The organism is Pseudomonas gingeri (genome assembly GCF_013385635.1).
Taxonomy (GTDB): Bacteria; Pseudomonadota; Gammaproteobacteria; order Pseudomonadales; family Pseudomonadaceae; genus Aquipseudomonas; species Aquipseudomonas gingeri_A.
The window spans coordinates 641,310-663,780 of sequence record NZ_JACAPR010000010.1; the positions used below are offsets into that span (position 1 = coordinate 641,310).

Consider the following 22,471-nt stretch of genomic DNA (forward strand, 5'->3'; position numbering starts at 1 on the left):
CCTGTAGGAGCCTGGCTTGCCGGCGATGGCGTCCGGATGGACGGCGCAAGACTGAATGGCCTCATCGCTGGCAAGCCAGCTCCTACACAAGCCAGGCTCCTACAAGAGCCGTGCGTATCGGGTGGAGAGGTTCAGTCGAGCAACTGGTCGCTGCGCACCAGGTTGCGTTCGGCTTGCAGGTGGGCTTCGGAGAGGCGCCCGTAGAGTTGCTTGGTGCGCTGGGCGCGGCCGATGATCCCGGGCTTTTCCGAGTAGGCGAAAATCGCCGTGTTGCGCTCGATGGCGCCTTCGACGCGGGTCACGCGGTGGACCGAAAAGCGCCCCTTGAATATCTGCAGGTCGCCGGGATTGAGTTCCAGTTCCTGCACCCGGCTGCGGTCTTCACCCCGCACCACCTTGCCCACGGCCCCGAGGTTTTCCGCCGAGCGCGAGCGGATCATCGGCGCGTACTCGAACAGGCCGCCGGCCTCGGGTTTCTGGGTCATCATGCTGACGATGAATTCGTTGGTATCGAAGTGCCAGGGTTGCTCGGTACCGGTGGGCATCACATTGATCACCAGGCCGGCGAACGGGTCGGCGTATTCGAAAATCTCCGGTTCGTCGAGGCAGGCGCCGATGAACCGTTTCATCATCGGCGAGACGTAGAGGCGGTGGATGATCGCGTCCGGGGCGATCATGTCGCGGGTCACGAAGCCGCTGGTGCGCTCCATGAAGGTGCGACGCGGATCCTCTTCAGGCAGCGACGGATCGTCCTCGGTGAAGTAGGCGTTGACCTTGCGCACGGAATAAAAGGTCTTGTCCGACAGCGCCTGGCCCTCGCTGCGAGCCTGTTCCAGTACTTCGGGACGCAGGAAGTTCTTCAGCAGGCAGCAACCATCGATGGCCAGTTCGGCCCTGGCGTGCTCGATCAGGGCCTGTAGTTGAACATGGCCCGAATCATGTATGGGGTACAGTTCGGTGTTGACGATATCGCTGATATCACCGACTTCGGCATCGGCAAGTTGAAGGCTCATGTCACGCTCCCCTGATTGAAGTAATCATTTATTCGCCAGTACAAGGTCAAAGTTGTTGCGGCGTTGGATTGATAGTTACTTAAATAGGGGCGTAATAGAAATGATCACTTCCGATCGAATCCATCGGCAGGCGCGATAGTTATGTCAGGTCATCTGGATGGAAGTTTGCTCAAGGTCTTTGTCGCGATTATCGAGTGCAAGGGCTTTTCCGCGGCAGCCGAACGCCTGCACAAGACCCAGTCGACGGTCAGCCAGAGCCTGCAGCGCCTGGAGGAGGTGGTGGGCACGCCGCTGGTCTATCGCACCAGCCGTAGCGTCAGCCTGACCCCCAGCGGCGAGACCTTCCTGATCTACGCGCGGCGCATCCTCAAGCTGCACAACGAGGCGATCAATGCCGCGCATCTGCCGGGCGAGGGCGGCTGCATTCATGTCGGGATGCCCGAGGACTATGCGCAGTACTGCCTGGCCGGGGTATTGCGCGACTTTCGCGAGCACTTTCCGAAGATCCGTCCGGATATCTGCTGCGAAATGTCCGTGGCCCTGGTCGGTCGTCTGCAGCGCGGCGAACTGGACCTGGTGCTCGGTGTGCAGCACGCGCAACTGCAACCGGGCGAATTCCTTTGTGACGAGCCGCTGGCCTGGGTCACCCGCGAGGGTTGGGCGCCGGGGCGCGACGAGTCGGTGCCGCTGGCGGTTTATGCCGAGGGCTGTGCCTTCAGGGCCAATGCCATCGACGCCCTGGCCGAGGCCGGGCGGCCCTGGCATGTGGTCTATACCAGCCAGAGTCCGCGGGGGATCGGCGTTGCCATCGACGGTGGCGGCATGGTCGGGGTGACGGCGCGGCGGCTGGTGCCGCCGGGCTGGCGAATGTTGGATGAGGGGGAGGGCTTTCCGCCCATCGAACCGGCGCGGTTGATGCTCTGGCGGGCGACGGACGGCCAGGACCCGGAACTGGATGCGCTGGTGGCGATTCTCTGCCGCCGGTTGCGCGATTCAGACCGCTTCGGCGAGGGGCGTGCGGTGCCGCTGATGGCGGGCCATGGTCTGTAGCAACAGCAGGCTGGCAACGATCCAGCCGGCGATCCAGGCATGGATCACGGCAAATGAGCCGCTGGCCTGCAACAGCAGGCCATTGAGGGCGTTGGCGCTGGCGCTGCCCAGGCCGTAACCGACCATGCTCAGGCTGACCACCTGCAGGCTGTGCACCGGGCTCAGCCGGGCGCTGAGGTAGGCGGCCATCAGGCCCCAGACCGGGAAGTAGAACAGCGCGAACAGGCCGGCGGCCAGCCAGGCCAGGACCAACGCCGGATGCAGCAGCAATGCCAGCATGGCCAGGCCGAAGGCACCGATGCTGATGGCCATGACCCGCAGGACTCCCCAGCGGTCGGCAAGCGAGCCCAGCAGCAGTCCGCCCAGCGCCCCGCAGGCGCCGATCAGGGTCCAGAGCGAGCCGGTGGTCTGTGGCCCGGCGCCCAGGCGTTCGGTGACAAAGGCCGAGAGAAAGTTGAGAAACGGTCCGCTGATGCTGCCGATAAAGGCGCTGAGTAGCAGGATATGCACCGCGACCGGTTGTTCCAGGCACAGCCGCAGCCACTGCCGGAACACCTGCCTGAACGAGGGCGTGGCAATGGCGCGCGGCGTCGCGGGTTGCCCCGCAGAGGTCAGGGTCCAGCAGGTGAGGGCTGTGACCAATAGCGTCAGGCCGGCGCAGATCAGCCAGAAATGCTGCAGGGAAATGCCCTGCAGCAGGGCGATCAGCAGCCCGTTGAGGCAGATCGCAAAGGCCGCGCCGGAGGAGGCCAGGCCCAGTATCCGACTGCGGTGACTGGCGGGTACAAGCTCGCCGGCCAGGGCGGCGATCGCATTCCAGTTGGACACCGCGCAGGCCGACACCAGTGCCAGGCACAGGGCGAAGGGCAGCACCCGTGGTGTCGCCACGGCCAGTGCCAGCAACAGGGGGCTGAGCAGCATGGTCAGGCGCACCATGTTGCGCGGGCTGATCCAGGCGGCCGCCAGCCCGCTGGCAATCGAGGCTCCCATATAGAAGAGTTGCAGCAGGGCGGCGATGGCCGCGGCCTGGCTGTAGCTCAGGGCGAAGTGTTGGCGAATCTCGGGTAATAACGCCGAATAGAGAAAGATACTGAAGCCATGGGTGGTGGCATTACAGGCAGTGAATATAAAAGCGAGCAGGGCGAGGGACCTTGTCGGAGTGTTTTTATGAGTTGTCATTATCGGCTCCGAGAAAAATTAGTTGTTTGCTTATTGCAACAGGATGGGGCGAAAGTTTGAATTTCGCCCTATGCAAGTGCATGAGCTTGTTGTCTGTCGAGTTGTCGATCAGCGTACCTTTTACAAGTTGCAAACAGCCAGTGCTGAATACTCATGGGGGCTGTGCGAAATACTCTTGCTATTTATCTTCTTGCGACAATTTTCCTGCAAAAACGACCTTGAGCCAGGTAACTTGTAGGCGCCGGCTTGCTGGCGATTACGATGTTGTATTCACCGTTGCTATCGCCGGCAAGCCGGCTCCTGCGGATCGTGTTCAGCCATGTTTCGTGGTAGGGACGCTGTTGTTTTTTGTAGGACGATCAGCGAAAAAGGAATGTTACTCGCCCTGGCCCCATGCCATGCTTAGGGCAGTCCGGCCCATGGTGAGTGTCTTCCTTGAAACGCAAAATGCCCGCGCTCAACGCGCTCAAAGCCTTCGAAGTGGCCGGTAGCACCGGCAGTTTCACCCGTGCGGCCGAACTGCTGAACGTCACCCAGAGTGCGGTCAGTCGCCAGGTTCGCCAGCTTGAGGAGCAACTGGGTGAGAGCCTGCTGGAGCGGCGCCATCACCACCTCGAACTGACCAGTGCCGGCCGGGTCCTGCTGCGCGCGCTGCATCAGTCTTTCGACAAGATCGAGATGACCGTGCGCGGTATCCAGGAGAAGAACCACGCCAACCGCCTGCGCATCAATGCACCGCCGACCTTTACCAGTCGCTGGCTGCTACCGCGTCTCGGGCGTCTGCGCCAGCAACATCCGGGGCTGGAACTGAGCATCACCACCCGCCTGCAGGACAGCCTGGCCGAGACCAGTACCCTCGATTGCGCGATTCGTTTCGGTGACGGCGAATGGGACGGCCTGGACAGCTCGTTGCTGATGCACGAGCGGCATATCGCGGTGTGTTCGCCGAGCCTGTACGCGCGGGAAATGGGTGGACAGGAGATCGATCTCAATCGTCTGACCCTGCTGCATGTACTGGCCAAGGAGGACCAGCGTTACCTGACCTGGAAGCACTGGCTGGACGCGGCGCGGATCAGCGGCGTCGACACCCTCAGCGGCTATGAGTTCGACCTGCTGGACCTGGCGATCCATGCGGCGATCGATGGCCTGGGCATCACCATCGCCGATTGGCACATGGTGGCCGGCGAACTGGCCTGCGGGCAGTTGACCCAGGTGCTTAACGTGCATGTCGACGGGCACCAGTCCTACTGGCTGGTCACGCGCCCGGAGCAGACGCAGATCCCCCAGGTACAGCTGTTCAACCAATGGCTGCAGGACGAGCTGGAGCTGGCGCGGCGACAGCTGGAGCCGTCCACGGCGGCGATCATGCCCGCTATCTGAAGGCGTGACGCGGACCTTGTAGGAGCCGGCTTGCCGGCGATGCAGGCGCCGCGGTGCATCCGTTACACCGCGTGATCGTTCATCGCCGGCAAGCCAGCTCCTACACGTCTGGCGGTAACCTGCATTTTTCGAATGTTTTGCACCTGAATTAATCGTTTGTTCATCCTGTGCCGGATGACAAGACTGCTGGCATCTCCGATAAGAAAAGTACGAGAACCAGTACATGCCCATCCAGCGCAACTTTGTTAACGGCCAGTTTGTCGATCCTGCCGGCACCGCATCGATCGCGGTCTACAACCCGGCGACCGAAACCCTGGTCGGTCACGTGCCTGCCGCCACCCCCGCGGAAGCGATCCAGGCCGTCGACGCCGCCGCCATCGCCCAGAAGGCCTGGGGCAAGCTCACCAGTATCCAGCGTGCCGAGCACCTGCGGGCCTTTGCCGATGCCCTTGACGCCCGTGCCGACACCATCGGCCAGGCCCTGGCGGCCGAGTCCGGGAAAAGCCTGGCCGATGCCAGCAATGAGGCCCGCTACGCGGCGCAGATCACCCGTTACCACGCCGAATGGGCCCGCCGTATCGAAGGCGAGATCATTCCCAGCGACACCCCGGACGAAAACCTGTTCCTGCAACGCGAGCCGATTGGCGTCGTCGCCGCGCTGATTCCATTCAACTACCCGGTCTATACCCTGCTGCGCAAGATCGCCCCGGCGCTGATCGCCGGCAACACCGTGGTGGTGCGGCCGAGCAACAACACGCCGATCTCGGCGTTCGAAATCGCCCGGGCCGTGGAGCAATCGGGGATGCCGGCCGGCGTGGTGAATATCCTCACCATGGACCACGGCACCGCCGCCAGCGTCTGCACCCACAAGGCCGTGGGCCTGATCACCCTGACCGGCAGCGTCAACGCCGGGCGCATCGTGCTCGATTACTGCAAGGCCAATATCGCCAAGCCGTCCCTGGAACTGGGCGGCAAGACCCCGGCGATCATCGAGGCCGATGCCGACCTGGAACAGGCCGCCAGTGCCATTGTCGCCTCCAAGACCACCCACTGCGGGCAACTGTGCACGGCGGTGGAACGGGTCTATGTTCAGGAGAGCGTGCATGACCGTTTCCTGGCACTGCTGAAAGAGAAGATCAGTGCGGTGAAGTCCGGTGACCGGGCCACGGACGCCAGCCTGATGGGGCCGCTGGTCAACGCCGCCTCACGGCACAACATCCACGCCATGGTCGAGCGGGCCGTGGCCGATGGCGCAGTGCTGGAAACCGGCGGGGTGATTCCTCAAGGCGCGGGGCATTTCTACCCGCCGACCCTGCTCAGCGGTTGCCGCCAGGACATGGAAATCGTCCAGGAAGAAATCTTCGGCCCGGTGCTGCCGGTGCTCAAGTACCGCGATATCGACGAAGCGCTGGCCATGGCCAACGATCACCAGTTCGGCCTGTCGTCGGTGCTCTATACCGAGAACTACCGCACGGCGATGAAAGTGGCGAATGCCATCGAGTCCGGCGAGCTGTACGTCAACCGCACCCCGGCGGACCCCTACCAGGGCTTCCACGCCGGCTGGAAACGCTCGGGGCTGGGCGGTGACGACGGCAAGCACGGCATGCTCGAATTCACCCAGACCCGCCTGGTGGTCATGAAGTACTGATCGGCAACACCGCGACACGCTATTCCAATAACAACAATCGATAGAGAGGGGCGCCCGGATTGTGCCGGGTGGCCCGAGGTCTTCTTCATGTCCAAGCCTGCAGCTGTTCATGCCGGTGCCGTGTCCGCGAAAAGCGACAAGGGCAGCCGTTACTTCCAATTGATGTTGCTGGTGCTGGCCGCCGGGGCGATCTACCCGATCCTCTACCTGCGTCAGGTCTACCAGACCACCATGCTGGAAGTGTTCCATATCAACCACAGCGAGCTGGGCTACCTGTACTCGATGCTCGGCACCATTTTCCTGCTCAGCTACCTGCCCAGCGGCTGGCTGGCGGACCGCCTGCCACCGCGCTTCCTGATCTTCTTCTCACTGGTCGCCACCGGCGCCCTGGGCCTGTGGTATTCCACCGTACCGTCGCTGACCGGCCTGATGATCATCTTCGGTTGCTGGGGCCTGACCACCGGTCTGACGTTCTGGGCCTCGGTGCTCAAGCGGGTGAAGATGATCGCCCACCATACCGAGCAGGGCCGTTTCTTCGGGATCCTCGATGGCGGGCGCGGGCTGGTGGAAGCCCTGCTGGCGACCGTCGCCCTGGGACTGTTCGCCTACGCCACCGAGACACGTGGCGAGTCGACGGGCGAGGGCTTCAAGCAGGTGGTGTACCTGTATTCCTTCACCTGTATCGCCATCGGCTGTGTGCTGGTGTTGCTCAAGGACCCCAAGTCCCTCGAGGCGAAAGCCGCCGAAGTGGACAATCAACCCCACAACCTGCTCGGCGACCTGCTGACCCTGGTGAAGATCCCCGAACTGTGGCTGGTCACCGCCATCGTGTTTTGCGGCTATCACATGTTCTGGGCCACCTACAGCTTCTCCGATTACCTGCAGGGTGGCGGCATGACCGCGGTCATGGCGGGCACCATCACCACGATCAAGCTGTGGATGCGCCCCATCGGTGGTATCGGCGGCGGCTGGCTGGGGGACAAGTTCTCGAATATCTCGGTGCTGATCGTCGCGCTGGTGCTGGTGACCCTGGCGATGGTCGGCCTGATCGTGTTTCCGGCCCTGGGCAGCCTGGGCCTGTTGATTGGTACGGTGATCTTCATCGGCCTGATGACCTATGCCATTCGCGGCCTGTACTGGGCGATCCTCGACAGCTGCAACATCCCGCTGCGGATCACCGGCCTGGCCATCGGCATCGTCTCGGTAGTGGGTTACCTGCCCGACACCTTTATCCCACTGATCAACGGCTACCTCACCGAAACCTATCCCGGTGCGGTCGGTTACAACCTCTATTTCGGCTACATCGCCTTTATCGGCCTGCTCGGCACGCTCGCGGCCCTGACCCTGCGTGCCCGCATCAATCGTAAAACTCATAACCGGACAGGTGCCTGAGATGAAAATCGTCGCCCTTGAAACCCATATCGTCGCCGTACCGCCACCGCACATCGGTGGCATGTACTGGCTGTTCGTCAAACTCAAGACCGACTGCGGCATCGAAGGCGTGGGCGAGATCTACGCCGCCACCTTCGGCCCCAAGGCCATGCTACCGATCATCGAGGATGTGTTCGAACGCTACCTGCTCGACCAGGACCCGCACCATATCGAGCGCTTCTTCCGCCAGGCCTACTCCAGCGGTTTCACCCAGCGTCCGGACCTGACCATGATGGGCGTGGTCAGCGGCCTGGAAATGGCCTGCTGGGACATCATCGGCAAGGCGGCGAACAAGCCGGTCTATGAACTGCTGGGTGGCAAGGTCAACGAGCGGCTGCGTTCCTACACCTATCTCTATCCGGTCAACAGCAAGGGCGAGTACGACTACGACGACCCGGACCTGGCGGCCGAGTGTGCCATCGAGAACATGAACAAAGGCTTCACCGCGGTGAAGTTCGACCCGGCCGGCCCCTACACCGCCTACTCCGGCCACCAGATTTCCCTGGAAGTGCTGGAGCGCTGCGAGACCTTCTGCCGCAAGATCCGTGAAGCGGTGGGTGACAAGTGCGACCTGCTGTTCGGTACCCACGGGCAGATGGTGCCGTCCTCGGCGATCCGCCTGGCCAAACGCCTGGAGAAGTACGATCCGCTGTGGTTCGAAGAGCCGGTACCGCCGGGCCAGGAGGACGCCATGGCGCAAGTGGCGGCCAAGACCAGCATCCCCATCGCGACCGGCGAGCGGCTGACCACCAAGTACGAGTTCTTCAAGCTGCTGCAGGCCGGCGGTGCGTCGATCCTGCAAATGAACGTGGCGCGCTGCGGCGGGCTGCTGGAAGCCAAGAAGATCGCCAGTATGGCCGAGGCTTATTACGCGCAGATCGCCCCGCACCTCTACAACGGTCCGATCGGCGCGGCGGCGAGCTTCCAGCTGGCGACCTGCACGCCGAACTTCCTGATCCAGGAAAGCATCATGACCTGGGGCGGTTTCCATGCCGAAGTGCTGACCAGGCCGTTGCAATGGGAGGACGGCTACATTATTCCGTCCACCGAGCCGGGGCTGGGCGTCGAACTGAACATGGACGTGGTCCGCAAGCACACGCCGTACACCGGCGAGCGCCTGCACCTGCAAATGGCGCCCACGCCCGCGGATGTGAAAGACACCTCGCCCGCCAGGGGCTGAACCACCCTCCCGCCCTCGGAGAGGGCGGGGCATGGCACCCCAAGAGTGCCTTCAACGACTGACGCGGTAACCGTGCATGACATACGACTACATCATCGCTGGCGCCGGCGCCGCCGGCTGCATTCTCGCCAACCGGCTCTCGGCCTCCGGGAAGTTCACGGTGCTGCTGCTGGAAGCCGGCGGCAAGGACAGTTCACTGTGGTTCAAGATCCCGGTGGGCTTCGCCAAAATGTATTACAACCCGACCTTCAACTGGATGTACTACAGCCAGCCCCAGAAGCAGTTGGGCAATCGCCGGATCTACGCACCACGGGGCAAGGTGCAGGGCGGTTCGGGTTCGATCAATGCCATGGTCTATGTCCGTGGCCAGGCCCATGACTTCGACGACTGGGCGGCCAACGGCAATGACGGCTGGTCATTCAAGGATGTGCTGCCGTATTTCCGCAAGCTGGAAAACCATCCGCTGGGCGACACCGAGTACCACGGTGGCAGCGGTCCGATCAGCATTACGCCTATGCAGGGGTATACGCACCCGATCTGCGATGTGTTCCTCAAGGGCTGCGACGAGCTGGGCTATCAGCGCAGCGACGACTTCAACGGACCGAAGTTCGAAGGGGCGGGCGTGTATGACGTCAACACCCGCAACGGTCAGCGCAGCTCCAGCAGCTTCGAACACCTGCACCCGGCCCTGGGGCGGCCGAACCTGAGCATCGAGCACCATGCCCTGGTGGACCGGGTGCTGTTCGACGACGACCTGCGGGCCACCGGCATCTCCATCACCCAGCATGGCGTGGCACGGACGTTCAAGGCCAACAAGGAAGTGATCCTCTGCGCGGGCGCGGTGGATACGCCGAAGATCCTGCAACTGTCCGGAGTGGGCGAGCAGAAGTTCCTCGGCAGCCACCAGATACCGGTGGTCAAGCACCTGCCGGCGGTGGGGCAGAACCTACAGGATCACCTGTGTGTCAGCTACTACTACAAGGCCAATATCCCGACCCTCAACGACGAACTGAGCTCGCTGTTCGGGCAATTGAAGCTGGGCCTGCAATACCTGCTGACCCGCAAGGGCGCCCTGTCGATGAGCGTCAACCAGGCCGGCGGGTTCTTTCGCGGCAATGTGGAGCAGGCGCATCCCAACCTGCAGATGTACTTCAACCCGCTGTCGTACCAGATTCCGAAGAACAACAAGGCCAGCCTCAAGCCGGAGCCCTATTCGGGCTTCCTGCTGTGCTTCAACCCGTGCCGGCCGACCAGTCGCGGCAGCATCCGGATCGCCTCGAAGAACCCGGCGGACGCGGCGCTGATCGACCCGAACTACCTGAGCACCGAAAAGGATATCGACGAAGTGCTGCAGGGCAGCCGGCTGATCCGCAAGATCATGCAGGCGCCATCGATCCGCGCGATTACCGTGGACGAGGTGTTGCCCGGCAAGGCAGTCAATGATGACGCCGGCATGCTCGAGTACTTCCGCGAGAACAGCGGCTCGATCTACCATCTGTGCGGTTCCTGCGCCATGGGCTCGGACCCGCAGCTCTCGGTGGTCGACAAGCGCCTGAAGGTGCATGGCATGCAGGGGTTGCGGATTGTCGATGCGTCGATCTTCCCGAATGTGACCTCGGGCAATACCCATGCGGCGGTGCTGATGGTGGCGGAAAAGGGGGCCGACCTGATCCTGGAAGACGCCTGAGTCAAGGGCGTCAGTGCCGGCCCCTTCGCGGGCAAGCCCGCTCCCACAAAATCTGTGTCGCTCACTCATGTTGTGAGCGACGTCCCTCCTGTGGGAGCGGGCTTGCCCGCGAAGAGGCCATCGGCCACGCCCATCTACAGACGCCCCCGACCCCAATCCTCAAACCACAGAGTCTGCTGCCCAGCCCCTCGCGCCCCGCAACGATAACCATCACAGCCCGTGAATTGGCATGCTGGCGTGCCCCCGTGCCGGTAGGCCAGCGGCTGAAAGTGATTTAGGCACTGCCCGAGGAACGCCGTACAATGCCAAGGGTGGCGCATGAGATGGATCTGGGTCGCCGAGATCCCCGAGCCTGCGCAACCGTTTCTTTCTGGTCGTTTGAAGTGAGGCAAGCCATTCATGGCGGATATTCGTGACCTGTCGATCGTACTGGATCGCATCGACCAGGCAATTATCGAGGTGCTGCGCCACGACGGGCGCATCACCTATCAGAAACTCTCCGAGCGCGTGCACCTGACCCCCAGGCCCTGCCTGGAGCGGGTGCGCAAGCTGGAGCAACTGGGCGTGATTCGTGGCTACGGGGCGATTCTCGACGAGAAGAAACTCTCGCCGGGCTTGTCGCTGCTGGTGCTGGTGGCGCTGTCGAACCAGAGCGGGCGGGCGGCGCAAAAGGCCTTCGAAGCCAAGACCCGGGCCTGCCCGCACGTACTCGAGTGCCGCCTGCTCAGTGGAGCGTTCGACTACAGCCTGCGCATGCGCTGCCGGGACATGGAGCACTACCGGGTACTGACCGAGACCTGGCTCGAGGATCCGGAACTGCATATCGACAAGCTGGTCAGCCATCCCGAGCTGGCGACGGTCAAGGCGTCCATGGAATAACCGCTGCGCCAGGGGGGGCGGCGGGCCTGCCCGCTCGCCGCCGCCCGCGCTGCTGCCCTGGACCACAGGCTATGGCCGAACTCGCCGATTCTGCTGGTCGCGGCAAACCTTTCAGCCATTTCCAGCACCCGCCACTGGCTTACTCAACCGGGTTTTCCCCTCGACCAGACAGACAATGGGCACCTCGATCCCTCATTGATCCCGCGCCCATGCAGACCACCCACACTGTTTTGATGATTCGCCCGGCGAGCTTTTCCTTCAACCCGAACACCGCCGCCAACAATCGTTTCCAGCATCAGGCCCGGGCCGATGAAAACGTCCAGCGCCTGGCCCTCGAGGAGTTCGACGCCTATGTCACGGCACTGCGAGCGCAGGATGTCGAGGTGCTGGTGCACAACGACCGCGCCTTGCCTCATACCCCGGATTCGATTTTCCCCAACAACTGCTGGAGCAGCCATCCCGACGGCACCCTGGTGATCTATCCGATGCAGGGCGAGAACCGCCGGCTGGAACGCCACAAGGGTGTCCTCGACTGGCTGCGCGAGCATCACCAGGTCGAGCGTCTCGTGGACTTCTCCGATCTGGAGCGTCAGGGCCTGTACCTTGAAGGCACCGGCAGCATGGTCTTCGATCGCGAGCAGCGAATCTGTTACGCCGGCTACTCGACCCGGACCCATGCCCGGGCCCTGCGGCAGGTGGTCGACCAGCTCGGCTATCAGCTCTGCGGCTTCCACGCGGTGGATCGTGGCGGCGTGCCGATCTACCACACCAACGTGATGATGAGTGTCGGTCGCCGCCTGGCCCTGATCTGCCTGCGGGCACTCGCTGACGAGGCCGAGCGCGAGGGTCTGCGCCAGCGCCTGGAAACCAGTGGCAAGGAGCTCCTGACACTGGACTGGGAACAGTTGGAGTCCTTCGCCGGCAATATGCTCGAAGTGCACAACCGTCGGGGTGAGCCGCTGCTGGTGATGTCGCGTACGGCCTGGCGCTCGCTGGATGCCGGCCAGCGCCGACAGATCGAACGCCATGCCACGCCCTTGCCTGTGAATATCGACACCATCGAGCGCATCGGCGGCGGCAGCGCCCGTTGCATGTTGGCCGAGGTGTTCCTGGCCAGGCGTCAATTCGCCGTGGAGTGTGCCCGATGATCCTTTATTGTTCGAGGGGGGTGAATAAGGTCCGTAAAGTCAGTGAAATGGCACGGTAAAACGCAAAACCTGTTATTTATGACAGTTGTGTGGTGCAACCTCGATGGATTGAATAGCGGGCAGGTCGCGCGGGCACTACGGTCGCAGGCGACGCCCCTTTCATGGAGGAATCCGTCGATGCTGCTGCAAGCGTTACGAGGTTATCGGGTCAGCCCGGCGGGTGAGCTCGATCCGGGGTTCGGTTGCTCGGGCAAGGCATTGGTGCGGTTTCCCGGCAGCCTGTCGAGCCAGGCCAATGACGTGGTGTTCTGCCCCGACGGCAAGATCCTCGTGGTGGCCAAGGTGGACTTCGCCGAAGGTGCGTTCTTCGGCCTGGCGCGTCTCAACAGCGACGGCTCGATGGACGGCGCGTTCGGCGAGGACGGCAGCCTGGTCGGTCGTTTCGAAGCCGGGGGCGAGTCAGCCGGTATCAGCCTGCGCCGGCTGCACGACGGGCGCATCCTGGTCTTTGGCCTGCATTATCTGGATGCCCACCGGACCTTGCCGGCCGTGGCGCGATTTCTCGCCAACGGACGGCTCGATCCGCAGTTCGGCGACCAGGGTATCCAGGTGTTGCGCCTGCCCGGCAACCTGTCCGAGGGCCCCCGTGACGGCTGGTTGCCGCCAGGCTTGCCGGGCGTGGAGAGTTGTTCCGGCAGCATCCAGGCGGACGGCAAGATCCTGCTGACCCTCAATCACAGCTATGTCTGTGCCGATCATGTCGGCCTGCTGGTGCGACTGGAACCGGACGGTGCCCTTGACCCTGCTTTCAACGGCCATGGTTTTGTGGTGGTGCGGCACCTTCTGCTGAACACCTGGCTCAGCTGTGTGCAGGTCCAGCCCGATGGCAAGATCCTGGTGGGCGGCTCGATCGATTTTCCGTCCAGTGGTTTGGTTGTCCGCTACCTGCCCGATGGCCGGCTGGATCCGGCCTTTGGCGACGAGGGATATTTGTCCGTGCGATTTGCCGGCGCCAGTTCGATGGTCACGCAACTGGCCCGTGGCACCCAGGGCCAACTGCTCTGCGTGGGCAATCGTTTCGACCCGCTGGGCGGCGCGCTACAGGGTTTTACCACCAGTGGCGGCCTCGATCGGCGTTTCAATGGGGGCGAGGCCGTGCTGCTGGAAATCGAGGCCCCCGCCAGCCAATGGGCGGCGGTCGCGGTGCAGTCCGACGGCACCATCCTCGCCGCCGGTTCGACGGTGGCGGGATTCGGCTCGGACCTGGTGCTGGCGCGTTATCAGCCGGACGGGCAACTTGACCGCGATTTCGCCGCCGGCAAGGGCTGGGTACGCACCCACCTGGGCAAGAGCCTGGACACGGTCACGGCGCTCGCCTTGCAGGGCGACCGGCGGATCCTGGTGGCCGGCCATTCACTGTTCGGTACCTTCCAGGCAGTGGTGATGCGCTACCGGGGCTGACTCGGGTGATGTGGACAGGATAGTGGCTATTAAGTAGCATTTCGCTGCTACGGACATTCCGCACATTTCCATTTCGACCGACGTGAAAGACATCAAGGACGCTAGATGACCGGATTCACCCATGGCAAGAAAACCCTGAGTTTTGGTTATACGGTCGGGGAGGTCCTGGACAGCGAAAAATTCAGCCAGACCCAAGTCTCTTCCAGCGGCGGCGGGGGGCATATCGGCGAGCATGGTGGCAATGTCCGGCCGGTGCGCATTCAGTCCACCAGTATCATCAATCATGAGTTCTGGATCCGGGAGGATTCAGGGCAGGAAAAGGATATCAAGCTTGTCGGGTACGATATTCCCCTGCGTGCGGGGCAGCGTGTCAGCATGGTCATGGTGGCGGATCTTGACGCCAGCAAGTTGGTGTACAGTGCACTGGTCAATCATAGCGCCGGTAAAAGCTGGATACTGAAAGATGCCGATGCAATGGACAAGTTTTTCGGCCTGACCGGGTTCAACTACAAGGCGCTGCTGATTGCCGTGGCTGTCTGGATCGTGGTCGGTCTGCTGTCCTTGGGTGTGCTGGGTTTCTTTGCCGCGTGTGGCACCTACGGCTACCAGTACTGGCGTGGGCGCCAGCGGCGGAAGCGGATGCTGGCAGAGCTGGATGAGTATCAGCGTGAGGCTATCGATGAGCGGCTTTCGGAGGAAGAGGAACGCTCATCGCGAGCCGCCTGACCGATAGCTGTTCCTCGGTAGCTGCCATATGGCAGCTACCGTTGGCGATCCTGTTCACTCGCGCAATTCCGGGCGATCACGGAACTGCTCCAGCGCCTCGGGATTGGCCAGGGCGTCGGTGTTTTTCACCGGCCGTCCGTGCACCACGTTGCGTACCGCCAGTTCGACGATCTTGCCGCTGAGGGTCCGGGGAATATCCGTCACCGCGAGGATCTTGGCCGGGACATGACGCGGCGTGGTGTTGGCGCGGATCACCTGGCGGATCTGCTGTTCCAGCGCGTCATCCAGCACCACGCCCTCGTGCAGGCGTACGAACAGCACCACTCGCACGTCACCCTGCCATTGCTGACCGATGGCCAGGCTTTCCAGCACCGACTCGACCTTTTCCACCTGCCGGTAGATTTCCGCCGTGCCGATGCGCACGCCGCCAGGATTGAGCACGGCATCGGAGCGCCCGTGGATCATCAGGCTGCCGCTTTCGAGTTCCTCGGCGTAGTCGCCCTGAGCCCAGACTCCGGGAAATTGGCTGAAGTAGGAGGCCTTGAGTTTTTCCTGCCGTGGGTCGTTCCACAGGCCCACCGGCATCGCCGGAAAGTGCCGGGTGCAGACCAGTTCGCCCTTTTCACCGCGCAGCGGCCGACGGTTGTCGTCCCACACCTCGACGGCCATGCCCAGGCTCTTGCACTGCATTTCGCCACGGGTGACCGGCAGCACCGGGTTGCCACTGACAAAGCACGAGACGATATCGGTGCCGCCGGACATCGATGACAGGCACAGCTCGGCCTTGATTTCGCGATAGACGTAGTCGTAGCTGTGGGGCGACAGCGGCGAGCCGGTCGAGAGCAGGGTTTTCAGACGGGCCAGTTGGTGGCTGTGCCGCGGGCTGAGCCCGGCTTCTTCCAGGGCGGCCAGGTATTTGGGGCTGGTGCCGAAGACACTGATGCCTTCGCTGTCGATCAGGTCGAGCAGGCGCTGCGGACCGGGGTGAAATGGCGAGCCGTCATACAGCACCAGCGTGGCCCCGACCGCCAGCCCCGAGACGAGCCAGTTCCACATCATCCAGCCGCAGGTGGTGTAGTAGAACAGGCAATCGTCGCGGCCCAGGTCGACATGCAGGCCATGTTCCTTGAGGTGCTGCAGCAGTACGCCGCCGGTGCTGTGGATGATGCATTTCGGCACCCCGGTGGTGCCGCTGGAGTAGAGGATGTACAGCGGGTGGGCAAAGGGCACCGGGACGAAATACGGTTCGCCGCCGGCCCGGTAGAAGTCGTTCCACAGGCTCACCCTGGCATCGGTCGTGAATTCCTCGGCGCGCGTCTGCGCGCGGGCATAGGGCACGATCAGCAACTGCTGCAACGACGGCAGGCGCTCGAGGATTTCATTGAGCTTGGCGGTCTGGTCGAGCTCCTTGCCGGCATAGCGGTAGCCGGCGCAGGCGATCAGGACCTTGGGTTCGATCTGGCCGAAGCGGTCGATCACGCCCTGGGTGCCGAAGTCTGGCGAGGAGCAGGACCAGATTGCCCCGAGGCTGGTGGTGGCGAGCATCGCCACCAGGGTTTGCCAGGTGTTCGGCATGCACGCCGCGACCCGGTCGCCGATGCCGACACCGGCGACCCGCAGTTGCTGTTGCAAGCCGGCGACATGGGCGGCCAGCTCGGCGTGGCTGAGGGTTTCCCGGCGGCCGTCTTCGCTGACCGCGACCACTGCCAGATGATTGTCGCGGCGCCGCAGCAGGTGCTCGGCGAAGTTCAGGGTCGCGCCCGGGAACCAGCGGGCGCTGGGCATCTGCTCACCTTCGACCAGGACGGCCTCGGCCGGCGTCTGGAACTCGACATCGAAGAAGTCGACGATGGCTTGCCAGAAGGCTTCCCGGCGCTCGATGCTGAAGCGGTGCAGGGCCGGGTAATCGGCGATCCGCAGGTCGTGACGGTGATTGACGAAGCGCCGGAAGGCTTCGATCCGGGTCTTGCCGATGCGCTCTGCACTTGGGCGCCACAGGACTTCTGACATGGGGTCCCCTTTTTATTGTGTTTAAAACCGAACCTGGAGACTGATCGTTCCCACGCTCTGCGTGGGCATGCAGCCCGTGACGCTCTGCGTCACACGGGCGGACGCGGAGCGTCCAGGGAGGCGTTCCCACGCTGGAGCGTGGGAACGATCTTAAGGCCAGCAACTATTGCGCCAACCAACCGCCATCGATATTCCAGGCCGCGCCGCGTACCTGGCTACCGGCCTCGCTGCAGAGGAACAGTACCAGTTCACCCAGTTGCGGTGGTGTGACGAACTCCAGCGACGGTTGTTTCTCCGCCAGCAGATCGTGCTGCGCTTGCTGGGGATCAACGCCGCTGGCCGCGCGGTCGTCGATCTGCTTCTGCACCAGCGGCGTCAACACCCAGCCCGGACAGATGGCATTGCAGGTGACATTGCTGGTGGCGGTTTCCAGGCCGACCACCTTGGTCAGGCCGATCACGCCGTGTTTGGCCGCGACATAGGCGGCCTTGCCCACGGAGCCGACCTGGCCATGCACCGAGGCGATATTGACGATCCGCCCCCAGCCACGGGTACGCATGCCCGGCAGGGCCAGGCGGGTGCTGTGAAACACCGAGGACAGGTTGATCGCAATGATCGAATCCCAGCGTTCCACCGGAAAGTCCTCCACCGCCGCCACATGCTGGATGCCGGCGTTGTTGACGAGGATATCGACCCCACCGAACTCCCGTTCGGCATAGGCGAGCATGTCGGCGATCTGCGCCGGATCGCTGACATCGGCCGGGTGATGGCCGACCCGGCCGCCGAACTGTTGCACCTCGGCAATCACCGCGCTGGCATCGCCGAAGCCATTGAGGACCAGGTTGGCCCCCGCCTTGGCCAGGCTCAGGGCAATGCCCAGTCCTATGCCGCTGGTGGAGCCGGTGACCAGTGCGGTTTTTCCTTTGAGACTCATAGTCGATTCCTCAGACAATGCCGGTGGCGTAGAACGTGGCGATCACCACGAAGACCGCCAGGGTCTTGATCAGCGTAATGCAGAAAATATCCTTGTAGGCTTCGCGGTGGGTCAGCCCGGTCACCGCCAGCAGGGTAATCACCGCGCCGTTGTGGGGCAGGGTGTCCATGCCGCCGCTGGCCATGGCCGCGACCCGGTGCAGGACTTCCAGGGGAATATTGGCGGCATGGGCGGCGCTGATGAAGCTGTCGGCCATGGCCGCCAGGGCGATGCTCATACCGCCCGAGGCGGAGCCGGTGATCCCGGCCAGCAGGGTCACGGTAATGGCTTCGTTGACCAGCGGGTTGGGAATGCTCTTGAGCCAGTCGGCCAGCACCAGGAAGCCCGGCAACGAGGCGATGACCGCGCCGAAGCCGTATTCCGAAGCCGTGTTCATCGCCGCCAGCAGGGCGCCGCCGACCGCGCTCTTGCTGCCTTCGGCGAGCTTGCCGCGAATCGCCCGGAAACCGAACGCCAGCACCATGATGATGCCCACCAGCAAGGCCGCCTGGACCGCCCAGATGGCGGTGAGCTTGGCGATCTCGGTCTGCACCGGCGCGGCCATGCCCGGCAGGCTGAGGCTGTGGGTCTTGCCGTACCAGAGGGGAATCCAGTGGGTGAACAGCAGGTTCATGATGCCCACCAGCAGCAGCGGCGAGAGGGCGACCCAGGGATTGGGCAGGCGGATGTCCTCTGCCGTTTCCGGTTCGTTGCGCAGCTCGGTGCCATAACCTTCACCGGCGCGCTGGGCCTTGTTGCGCTGGCGTTGCAGGAACAGCATGCCGGCGCAGAACACGAATACCGTACCGATCACGCCCAGCCAGGGTGCGGCCCAGGCGGTGGTGTTGAAGAAGGTGCTGGGGATGATGTTCTGGATCTGTGGGGTGCCGGGCAGGGCGTCCATGGTGAAGGAGAACGCGCCGAGGGCGATGGTCGCCGGGATCAGGCGCTTGGGAATATTGCTCTGGCGGAACATCTCGGCGGCGAACGGATAGACCGCGAACACCACCACGAACAGCGAGACGCCGCCGTAGGTCAGCAGGGCGCAGACCAGCACGATCACCAGCATCGCCTGGCGGGTGCCGAGCAGGCGGATGGCGGCGGCGACGATGGAGCGGGAGAACCCGGACAGCTCGATCAGCTTGCCGAATACCGCGCCGAGCAGGAAGACCGGGAAGTAGAGCTTGATGAAGCCGACCATTTTTTCCATGAACACCCCGGTGAAGGCGGGGGCGACGGCGGAAGGATCGGTCAGCAGGACGGCGCCGAGGGCGGCGATGGGGGCAAACAGAATGACGCTGTAGCCACGGTAGGCGGCCAGCATCAGCAGCGCCAGCGCCGCGAGGGCGATGATCACACTCATGGTGTGTCTCCAATTGTTATTTTTGTAGGTTAGGTCTGAATCTCCAGTGGGATTAGCGAGTTTCGTGCCACAAGGCTAACATGTTGAAATCAAAGGCTATTTTTGTTTTTTACAGAAGGTTTTCTTGCGATTGTCTCTGAATGGAGACTTTTCTTCTCGGGAATTTATCCTGAAGCTACCCGATCAGGAAGCGGGCCTGTGTAGGAGTGGGCTTGCCCACGAAGCTTTTAGCGGGCTTGGGGGCGCTTTCGCGGGCAAGCCCGCTCCCACAGGGGAGGGGTGTCTCGTTTTGGGGATGTATGTCTCTTTATTGAGACTCGGAGATGCCCAGGGCCAGCATCTTCTTGTACAGGGTCGATCTGCCCAGACCCAGCCGGCGTGCCGCGTCGCCGACCTTTCCGGCACATTGCGCCAGGGTGGTTTCAATCAGTTGCCGGTCGAATCGCTCCCGGGCGGCGCTGAAGGTTTCATTGCCCACGGGGGCCGTGACCTGGACGTGCGGGCGTTGCAGCGGGCTGAAGGTGCCGATGGCGCCCCGAATGTCGGCAGCATCGAGGACCTGTGTATCGCTGAGCAATGCCGCGCGCTCCAGCACATTGCGCAGTTCGCGGATATTGCCCGGCCAGGCATGTTGCCCGAGGAGTTCGAGGGCCTCGGCGGCCAGTTCGTGGTGGCTGCGCAGTTCCTCGAGGATCGCTTCGCTCAGCGCCGGCAGGTCGTCCAGGCGCTCGCGCAGCGGCGGCACCTGGATCGGCAGGACATTCAGGCGGTAATACAGGTCGGCGCGGAACTCGCCGCGCTTGATCGCCGCTTCCAGGTCGGTCGAGGTCGCGGCGATTACCCGCACATCGCTGCGCAGTACTTCGTTGGAGCCCACCGGCTCGAACTCTTTCTCCTGCAACACCCGCAGCAGCTTGCTTTGCAGGGGCAGCGGCATATCGCCGATCTCGTCGAGGAACAGGGTGCCGCCCTGGGCAATTTGCAACTTGCCGGGACGGCCCTTGCGATCCGCGCCGGTAAAGGCGCCGGGCGCGGTGCCGAAGAACTCCGCTTCGAGCAGGGTTTCCGGAATCGCCGCGCTGTTGATGCTGACAAAGGCCTTGTGCGCCCGTGGCGAGGCGCTGTGGATGGCATGGGCCAGGAGTTCCTTGCCGGTGCCGGTTTCCCCCAGCAGCAGGATCGGCGATTCGGTGCTGGCGCTGCGGCGGGCGCGGCGCTTGACCTCCAGGCTCGCGGCGCTGGTGCCGATAAAATGAGCGAAGTTGTATTTGGTCTGTCGCGCCCGCAGCAGCGAGCGGGTCGAGGCCAGTTCGGCCTGCATGCTCTGGTAGCGCTTGAGCAGCGGCGACAGGCTGTGCAGCTCGCCGAACAGGGCGAAGCCGATGGCGCCGATCACCGTGCCGGCGTCGTCATGGATCGGCAGGCGCATCACCACCAGTGGTTCCTTGGGCATGTCCTGCAGGTCCAGCAGGATCGGCCGCCCGGTGCGCACCACTTCACGCAACAGGCTGCCGGGGATCACGCTTTCGCAGGGCTGGCCGATGGCTTGTTCGGCGCTGGCGAGGCCAAAACGCCTGGCGTAGCGCTCGTTCATCCAGACGATCCGCGCGTCGCGGTCGACGATCACCGTGCCTTCGCTGGACTGTTCGATGATCTCGAACAGCGAGCGAATCGCCAGCAGGCGAACCCGTTGGTAGTCCTTGAGACTTTCGCGGTCGTTCATGGGCGTTTCGCTCAAGGGGTGCACGATGGGGCGGAGACCGGCAGGGTCGCCGCCAGCAGTTCGCGGGTGTACGGATGCTGCGGGTCGTCGAAGACCTTGCAGGTGCTGCCGCGCTCGACCACCTGGCCGTCCTTGATCACGATCAGGTCGTGGGCCAGGGCCCGCACCACCGACAAGTCATGGCTGATGAACAGGTAGGTCAGGCCATGTTTTTCCTGGAGGTCGCGGAGCAGGGCGACCACCTGCTTCTGCACCGTGCGGTCGAGGGCCGAAGTCGGCTCGTCGAGCAGGATCAGCGCCGGCTTCAGCACCAGGGCCCGGGCAATGGCGATGCGCTGGCGCTGGCCGCCGGAGAACTCATGGGGGTAGCGATGGCGGCTTTGCGGGTCGAGGCCGACTTCCTGCAGGGCACGGATCACCTGGATATCGCACTCGGCGGCGGTACTGGCGCAGTGCACCTCGATGCCTTCGCTGATGATCTGCGCCACCGACATGCGCGGGCTGAGGCTGCCGAACGGATCCTGGAAGACCACCTGCATCTGCTTGCGCCAGGGCCGCAGCTGTTTCTGGTTCAGACCGTCGAGGGCCTGGCCCTGGAAGCGGATGCTGCCCTGGGAGTCGAGCAGCCGCAGGATCGCCTGGCCCAGGGTCGACTTGCCCGAGCCGGATTCGCCGACAATGCCCAGGGTCTTGCCCCGTTGCACCGCGAGGCTGATGCCATCCACGGCCTGCAGGTATTCCTTGCGACGAAACAGGCCGCCGCCGATCTGGAAGCGCACTCGCAGGTCGTCGACTTCCAGCACGCTTTCGTGATCGTCCAGCGGCAGCGCTTCACCGGCCGGCTCGGCATCCAGCAGCAGGCGGCTGTAGGGGTGTTGCGGTTGGTTGAACAGGGTTTCGCAGTCGGCCTGTTCGACGATTTCCCCGGCTTTCATCACGCAGACCCGCTGGGCGATGCTGCGCACCAGATTGAGGTCGTGGCTGATCAGCAGCAAGGACATGCCCAGGCGCTGTTGCAGGGACTTGAGCAGCAGCAGGATCTTGCGCTGCACGGTCACGTCGAGGGCGGTGGTCGGTTCGTCGGCGATCAGCAGTTCCGGCTCGCAGGCCAGGGCCATGGCAATCATCACCCGCTGGCGCTGGCCGCCGGACAGTTGATGGGGATAGGCCTTGAGCCGCTCGCGTGGTTTCTGGATGCCCACCAGCTCCAGCAGTTCGAGGATCCGCGCCTGGGCCGCCTTGCCGCCGAGGCCCTTGTGCAGCAGCAGGGTTTCGCCGATCTGTTTCTCGATGCTGTGCAGCGGGTTGAGGGACGTCATCGGCTCCTGGAAGATCATGGCGATGCGGTCGCCGCGGATCTTGCGCAGGGTCATGGCGTCGGCACCGAGTAGTTGCTGGCCGCGATAGGACACGCTGCCGGTGGAGCGGCAGCCGGTCTGCGGCAGCAATTGCAGGATCGAATGGGCCGTCACCGACTTACCCGACCCGGACTCGCCGACCAGCGCCAGGCATTCGCCGGCGCGGATATCCAGGCACAGGTCGCGGACCACGGGCTGGTCACCGAAGGCAACGGTCAACTGGCGGATTTCAATCAGGTTCTCGGTCATCGCGGGGGCCTGG

At 63.5% G+C, this 22,471-nt stretch carries 17 protein-coding genes; 10 read left to right on the forward strand and 7 right to left on the reverse strand.

Translation table 11 applies throughout. From position 1 onward, the window contains the following. Positions 1–131 precede the first annotated feature (131 nt). Entirely contained in the window at positions 132–1,013 is an 882-nt protein-coding gene (locus HX851_RS13325) for a HalD/BesD family halogenase (RefSeq protein ID WP_177060024.1), read from the reverse strand. Positions 1,014–1,154: 141 nt separating this feature from the next. Between HX851_RS13325 and HX851_RS13330 the strand changes: the two genes are divergently transcribed. Continuing rightward, the gene (locus tag HX851_RS13330) at positions 1,155–2,063 is read left to right on the forward strand and encodes a LysR family transcriptional regulator (protein ID WP_177060022.1); all 909 of its coding nucleotides are present in this window, start codon (positions 1,155–1,157) and stop codon (positions 2,061–2,063) included. Here HX851_RS13330 and HX851_RS13335 read toward each other — a convergent pair. Further along, a complete protein-coding gene (locus tag HX851_RS13335; protein WP_177065641.1) occupies positions 2,007–3,242 on the reverse strand; it encodes an MFS transporter in 1,236 nt (411 codons plus the stop codon). The genes HX851_RS13330 and HX851_RS13335 overlap by 57 nt on opposite strands. A gap of 435 nt (positions 3,243–3,677) precedes the next feature. Between HX851_RS13335 and HX851_RS13340 the strand changes: the two genes are divergently transcribed. The 9 genes from HX851_RS13340 (at position 3,678) to HX851_RS13380 (ending at position 14,782) form a co-directional block, all read left to right on the forward strand. Next, entirely contained in the window at positions 3,678–4,622 is a 945-nt protein-coding gene (locus HX851_RS13340; RefSeq protein WP_177060018.1) for a LysR substrate-binding domain-containing protein, read from the forward strand. A gap of 223 nt (positions 4,623–4,845) precedes the next feature. Next, positions 4,846–6,270: an aldehyde dehydrogenase gene (gene aldA / locus HX851_RS13345; protein ID WP_177060016.1), complete on the forward strand. Its 1,425-nt coding sequence runs from the start codon at positions 4,846–4,848 to the stop codon at positions 6,268–6,270. Between the two features lie 87 nt (positions 6,271–6,357). After that, a complete protein-coding gene (locus HX851_RS13350) occupies positions 6,358–7,662 on the forward strand; it encodes an MFS transporter (protein ID WP_177060014.1) in 1,305 nt (434 codons plus the stop codon). A gap of 1 nt (position 7,663) precedes the next feature. After that, positions 7,664–8,881, forward strand: a complete 1,218-nt coding sequence (locus HX851_RS13355) for a mandelate racemase/muconate lactonizing enzyme family protein (RefSeq protein ID WP_177060012.1) — start codon at positions 7,664–7,666, stop codon at positions 8,879–8,881. 76 nt (positions 8,882–8,957) lie between these two features. Then, positions 8,958–10,568 (forward strand): GMC family oxidoreductase, encoded by a 1,611-nt coding sequence (locus HX851_RS13360; RefSeq protein ID WP_177060010.1) that lies wholly within the window; start codon positions 8,958–8,960, stop codon positions 10,566–10,568. Positions 10,569–10,967: 399 nt separating this feature from the next. Then, a complete protein-coding gene (locus HX851_RS13365) occupies positions 10,968–11,447 on the forward strand; it encodes an Lrp/AsnC family transcriptional regulator (protein WP_177060008.1) in 480 nt (159 codons plus the stop codon). 209 nt (positions 11,448–11,656) lie between these two features. Next, entirely contained in the window at positions 11,657–12,595 is a 939-nt protein-coding gene (gene ctlX, locus HX851_RS13370; RefSeq protein ID WP_177065643.1) for a citrulline utilization hydrolase CtlX, read from the forward strand. Between the two features lie 177 nt (positions 12,596–12,772). Next, the gene (locus HX851_RS13375) at positions 12,773–14,056 is read left to right on the forward strand and encodes an NHL repeat-containing protein (protein WP_177060004.1); all 1,284 of its coding nucleotides are present in this window, start codon (positions 12,773–12,775) and stop codon (positions 14,054–14,056) included. A gap of 105 nt (positions 14,057–14,161) precedes the next feature. Continuing rightward, positions 14,162–14,782 carry a hypothetical protein gene (locus tag HX851_RS13380; RefSeq protein ID WP_177065645.1) on the forward strand — a complete coding sequence of 207 codons (621 nt, stop codon included), beginning with the start codon at positions 14,162–14,164 and terminating at the stop codon, positions 14,780–14,782. A 54-nt stretch (positions 14,783–14,836) separates the two neighbouring features. Here HX851_RS13380 and HX851_RS13385 read toward each other — a convergent pair whose 3' ends face one another. From HX851_RS13385 to HX851_RS13405, 5 genes are all read right to left on the reverse strand, one after another. Then, positions 14,837–16,792, reverse strand: coding sequence for an acetoacetate--CoA ligase (locus HX851_RS13385; RefSeq protein ID WP_177065647.1), 1,956 nt, complete (start codon positions 16,790–16,792; stop codon positions 14,837–14,839). Positions 16,793–16,955: 163 nt separating this feature from the next. Further along, positions 16,956–17,726: a 3-hydroxybutyrate dehydrogenase gene (gene hbdH / locus HX851_RS13390; RefSeq protein ID WP_177059998.1), complete on the reverse strand. Its 771-nt coding sequence runs from the start codon at positions 17,724–17,726 to the stop codon at positions 16,956–16,958. A gap of 10 nt (positions 17,727–17,736) precedes the next feature. Then, a complete protein-coding gene (locus HX851_RS13395) occupies positions 17,737–19,128 on the reverse strand; it encodes a GntP family permease (protein ID WP_177059996.1) in 1,392 nt (463 codons plus the stop codon). A 307-nt stretch (positions 19,129–19,435) separates the two neighbouring features. After that, positions 19,436–20,851 (reverse strand): sigma-54 interaction domain-containing protein, encoded by a 1,416-nt coding sequence (locus HX851_RS13400; protein WP_177059994.1) that lies wholly within the window; start codon positions 20,849–20,851, stop codon positions 19,436–19,438. An 11-nt stretch (positions 20,852–20,862) separates the two neighbouring features. Next, positions 20,863–22,458 (reverse strand): ABC transporter ATP-binding protein, encoded by a 1,596-nt coding sequence (locus tag HX851_RS13405; protein WP_177065778.1) that lies wholly within the window; start codon positions 22,456–22,458, stop codon positions 20,863–20,865. Positions 22,459–22,471: the final 13 nt, after the last annotated feature.

Excerpts from the sequence above, each read along its gene's own strand:
- HX851_RS13325 (WP_177060024.1), bottom strand. The coding sequence starts at position 1,013 with ATGAGCCTTCAACTTGCCGATGCCGAAGTCGGTGATATCAGCGATATC.
- HX851_RS13330 (WP_177060022.1), top strand. The coding sequence starts at position 1,155 with ATGTCAGGTCATCTGGATGGAAGTTTGCTCAAGGTCTTTGTCGCGATT.
- HX851_RS13335 (WP_177065641.1), bottom strand. The coding sequence starts at position 3,242 with ATGACAACTCATAAAAACACTCCGACAAGGTCCCTCGCCCTGCTCGCT.
- aldA (WP_177060016.1), top strand. The coding sequence starts at position 4,846 with ATGCCCATCCAGCGCAACTTTGTTAACGGCCAGTTTGTCGATCCTGCC.
- HX851_RS13350 (WP_177060014.1), top strand. The coding sequence starts at position 6,358 with ATGTCCAAGCCTGCAGCTGTTCATGCCGGTGCCGTGTCCGCGAAAAGC.
- HX851_RS13355 (WP_177060012.1), top strand. The coding sequence starts at position 7,664 with ATGAAAATCGTCGCCCTTGAAACCCATATCGTCGCCGTACCGCCACCG.
- HX851_RS13360 (WP_177060010.1), top strand. The coding sequence starts at position 8,958 with ATGACATACGACTACATCATCGCTGGCGCCGGCGCCGCCGGCTGCATT.
- HX851_RS13365 (WP_177060008.1), top strand. The coding sequence starts at position 10,968 with ATGGCGGATATTCGTGACCTGTCGATCGTACTGGATCGCATCGACCAG.
- ctlX (WP_177065643.1), top strand. The coding sequence starts at position 11,657 with ATGCAGACCACCCACACTGTTTTGATGATTCGCCCGGCGAGCTTTTCC.
- HX851_RS13375 (WP_177060004.1), top strand. The coding sequence starts at position 12,773 with ATGCTGCTGCAAGCGTTACGAGGTTATCGGGTCAGCCCGGCGGGTGAG.
- HX851_RS13380 (WP_177065645.1), top strand. The coding sequence starts at position 14,162 with ATGACCGGATTCACCCATGGCAAGAAAACCCTGAGTTTTGGTTATACG.
- HX851_RS13385 (WP_177065647.1), bottom strand. The coding sequence starts at position 16,792 with ATGTCAGAAGTCCTGTGGCGCCCAAGTGCAGAGCGCATCGGCAAGACC.
- hbdH (WP_177059998.1), bottom strand. The coding sequence starts at position 17,726 with ATGAGTCTCAAAGGAAAAACCGCACTGGTCACCGGCTCCACCAGCGGC.
- HX851_RS13395 (WP_177059996.1), bottom strand. The coding sequence starts at position 19,128 with ATGAGTGTGATCATCGCCCTCGCGGCGCTGGCGCTGCTGATGCTGGCC.
- HX851_RS13400 (WP_177059994.1), bottom strand. The coding sequence starts at position 20,851 with ATGAACGACCGCGAAAGTCTCAAGGACTACCAACGGGTTCGCCTGCTG.
- HX851_RS13405 (WP_177065778.1), bottom strand. The coding sequence starts at position 22,458 with ATGACCGAGAACCTGATTGAAATCCGCCAGTTGACCGTTGCCTTCGGT.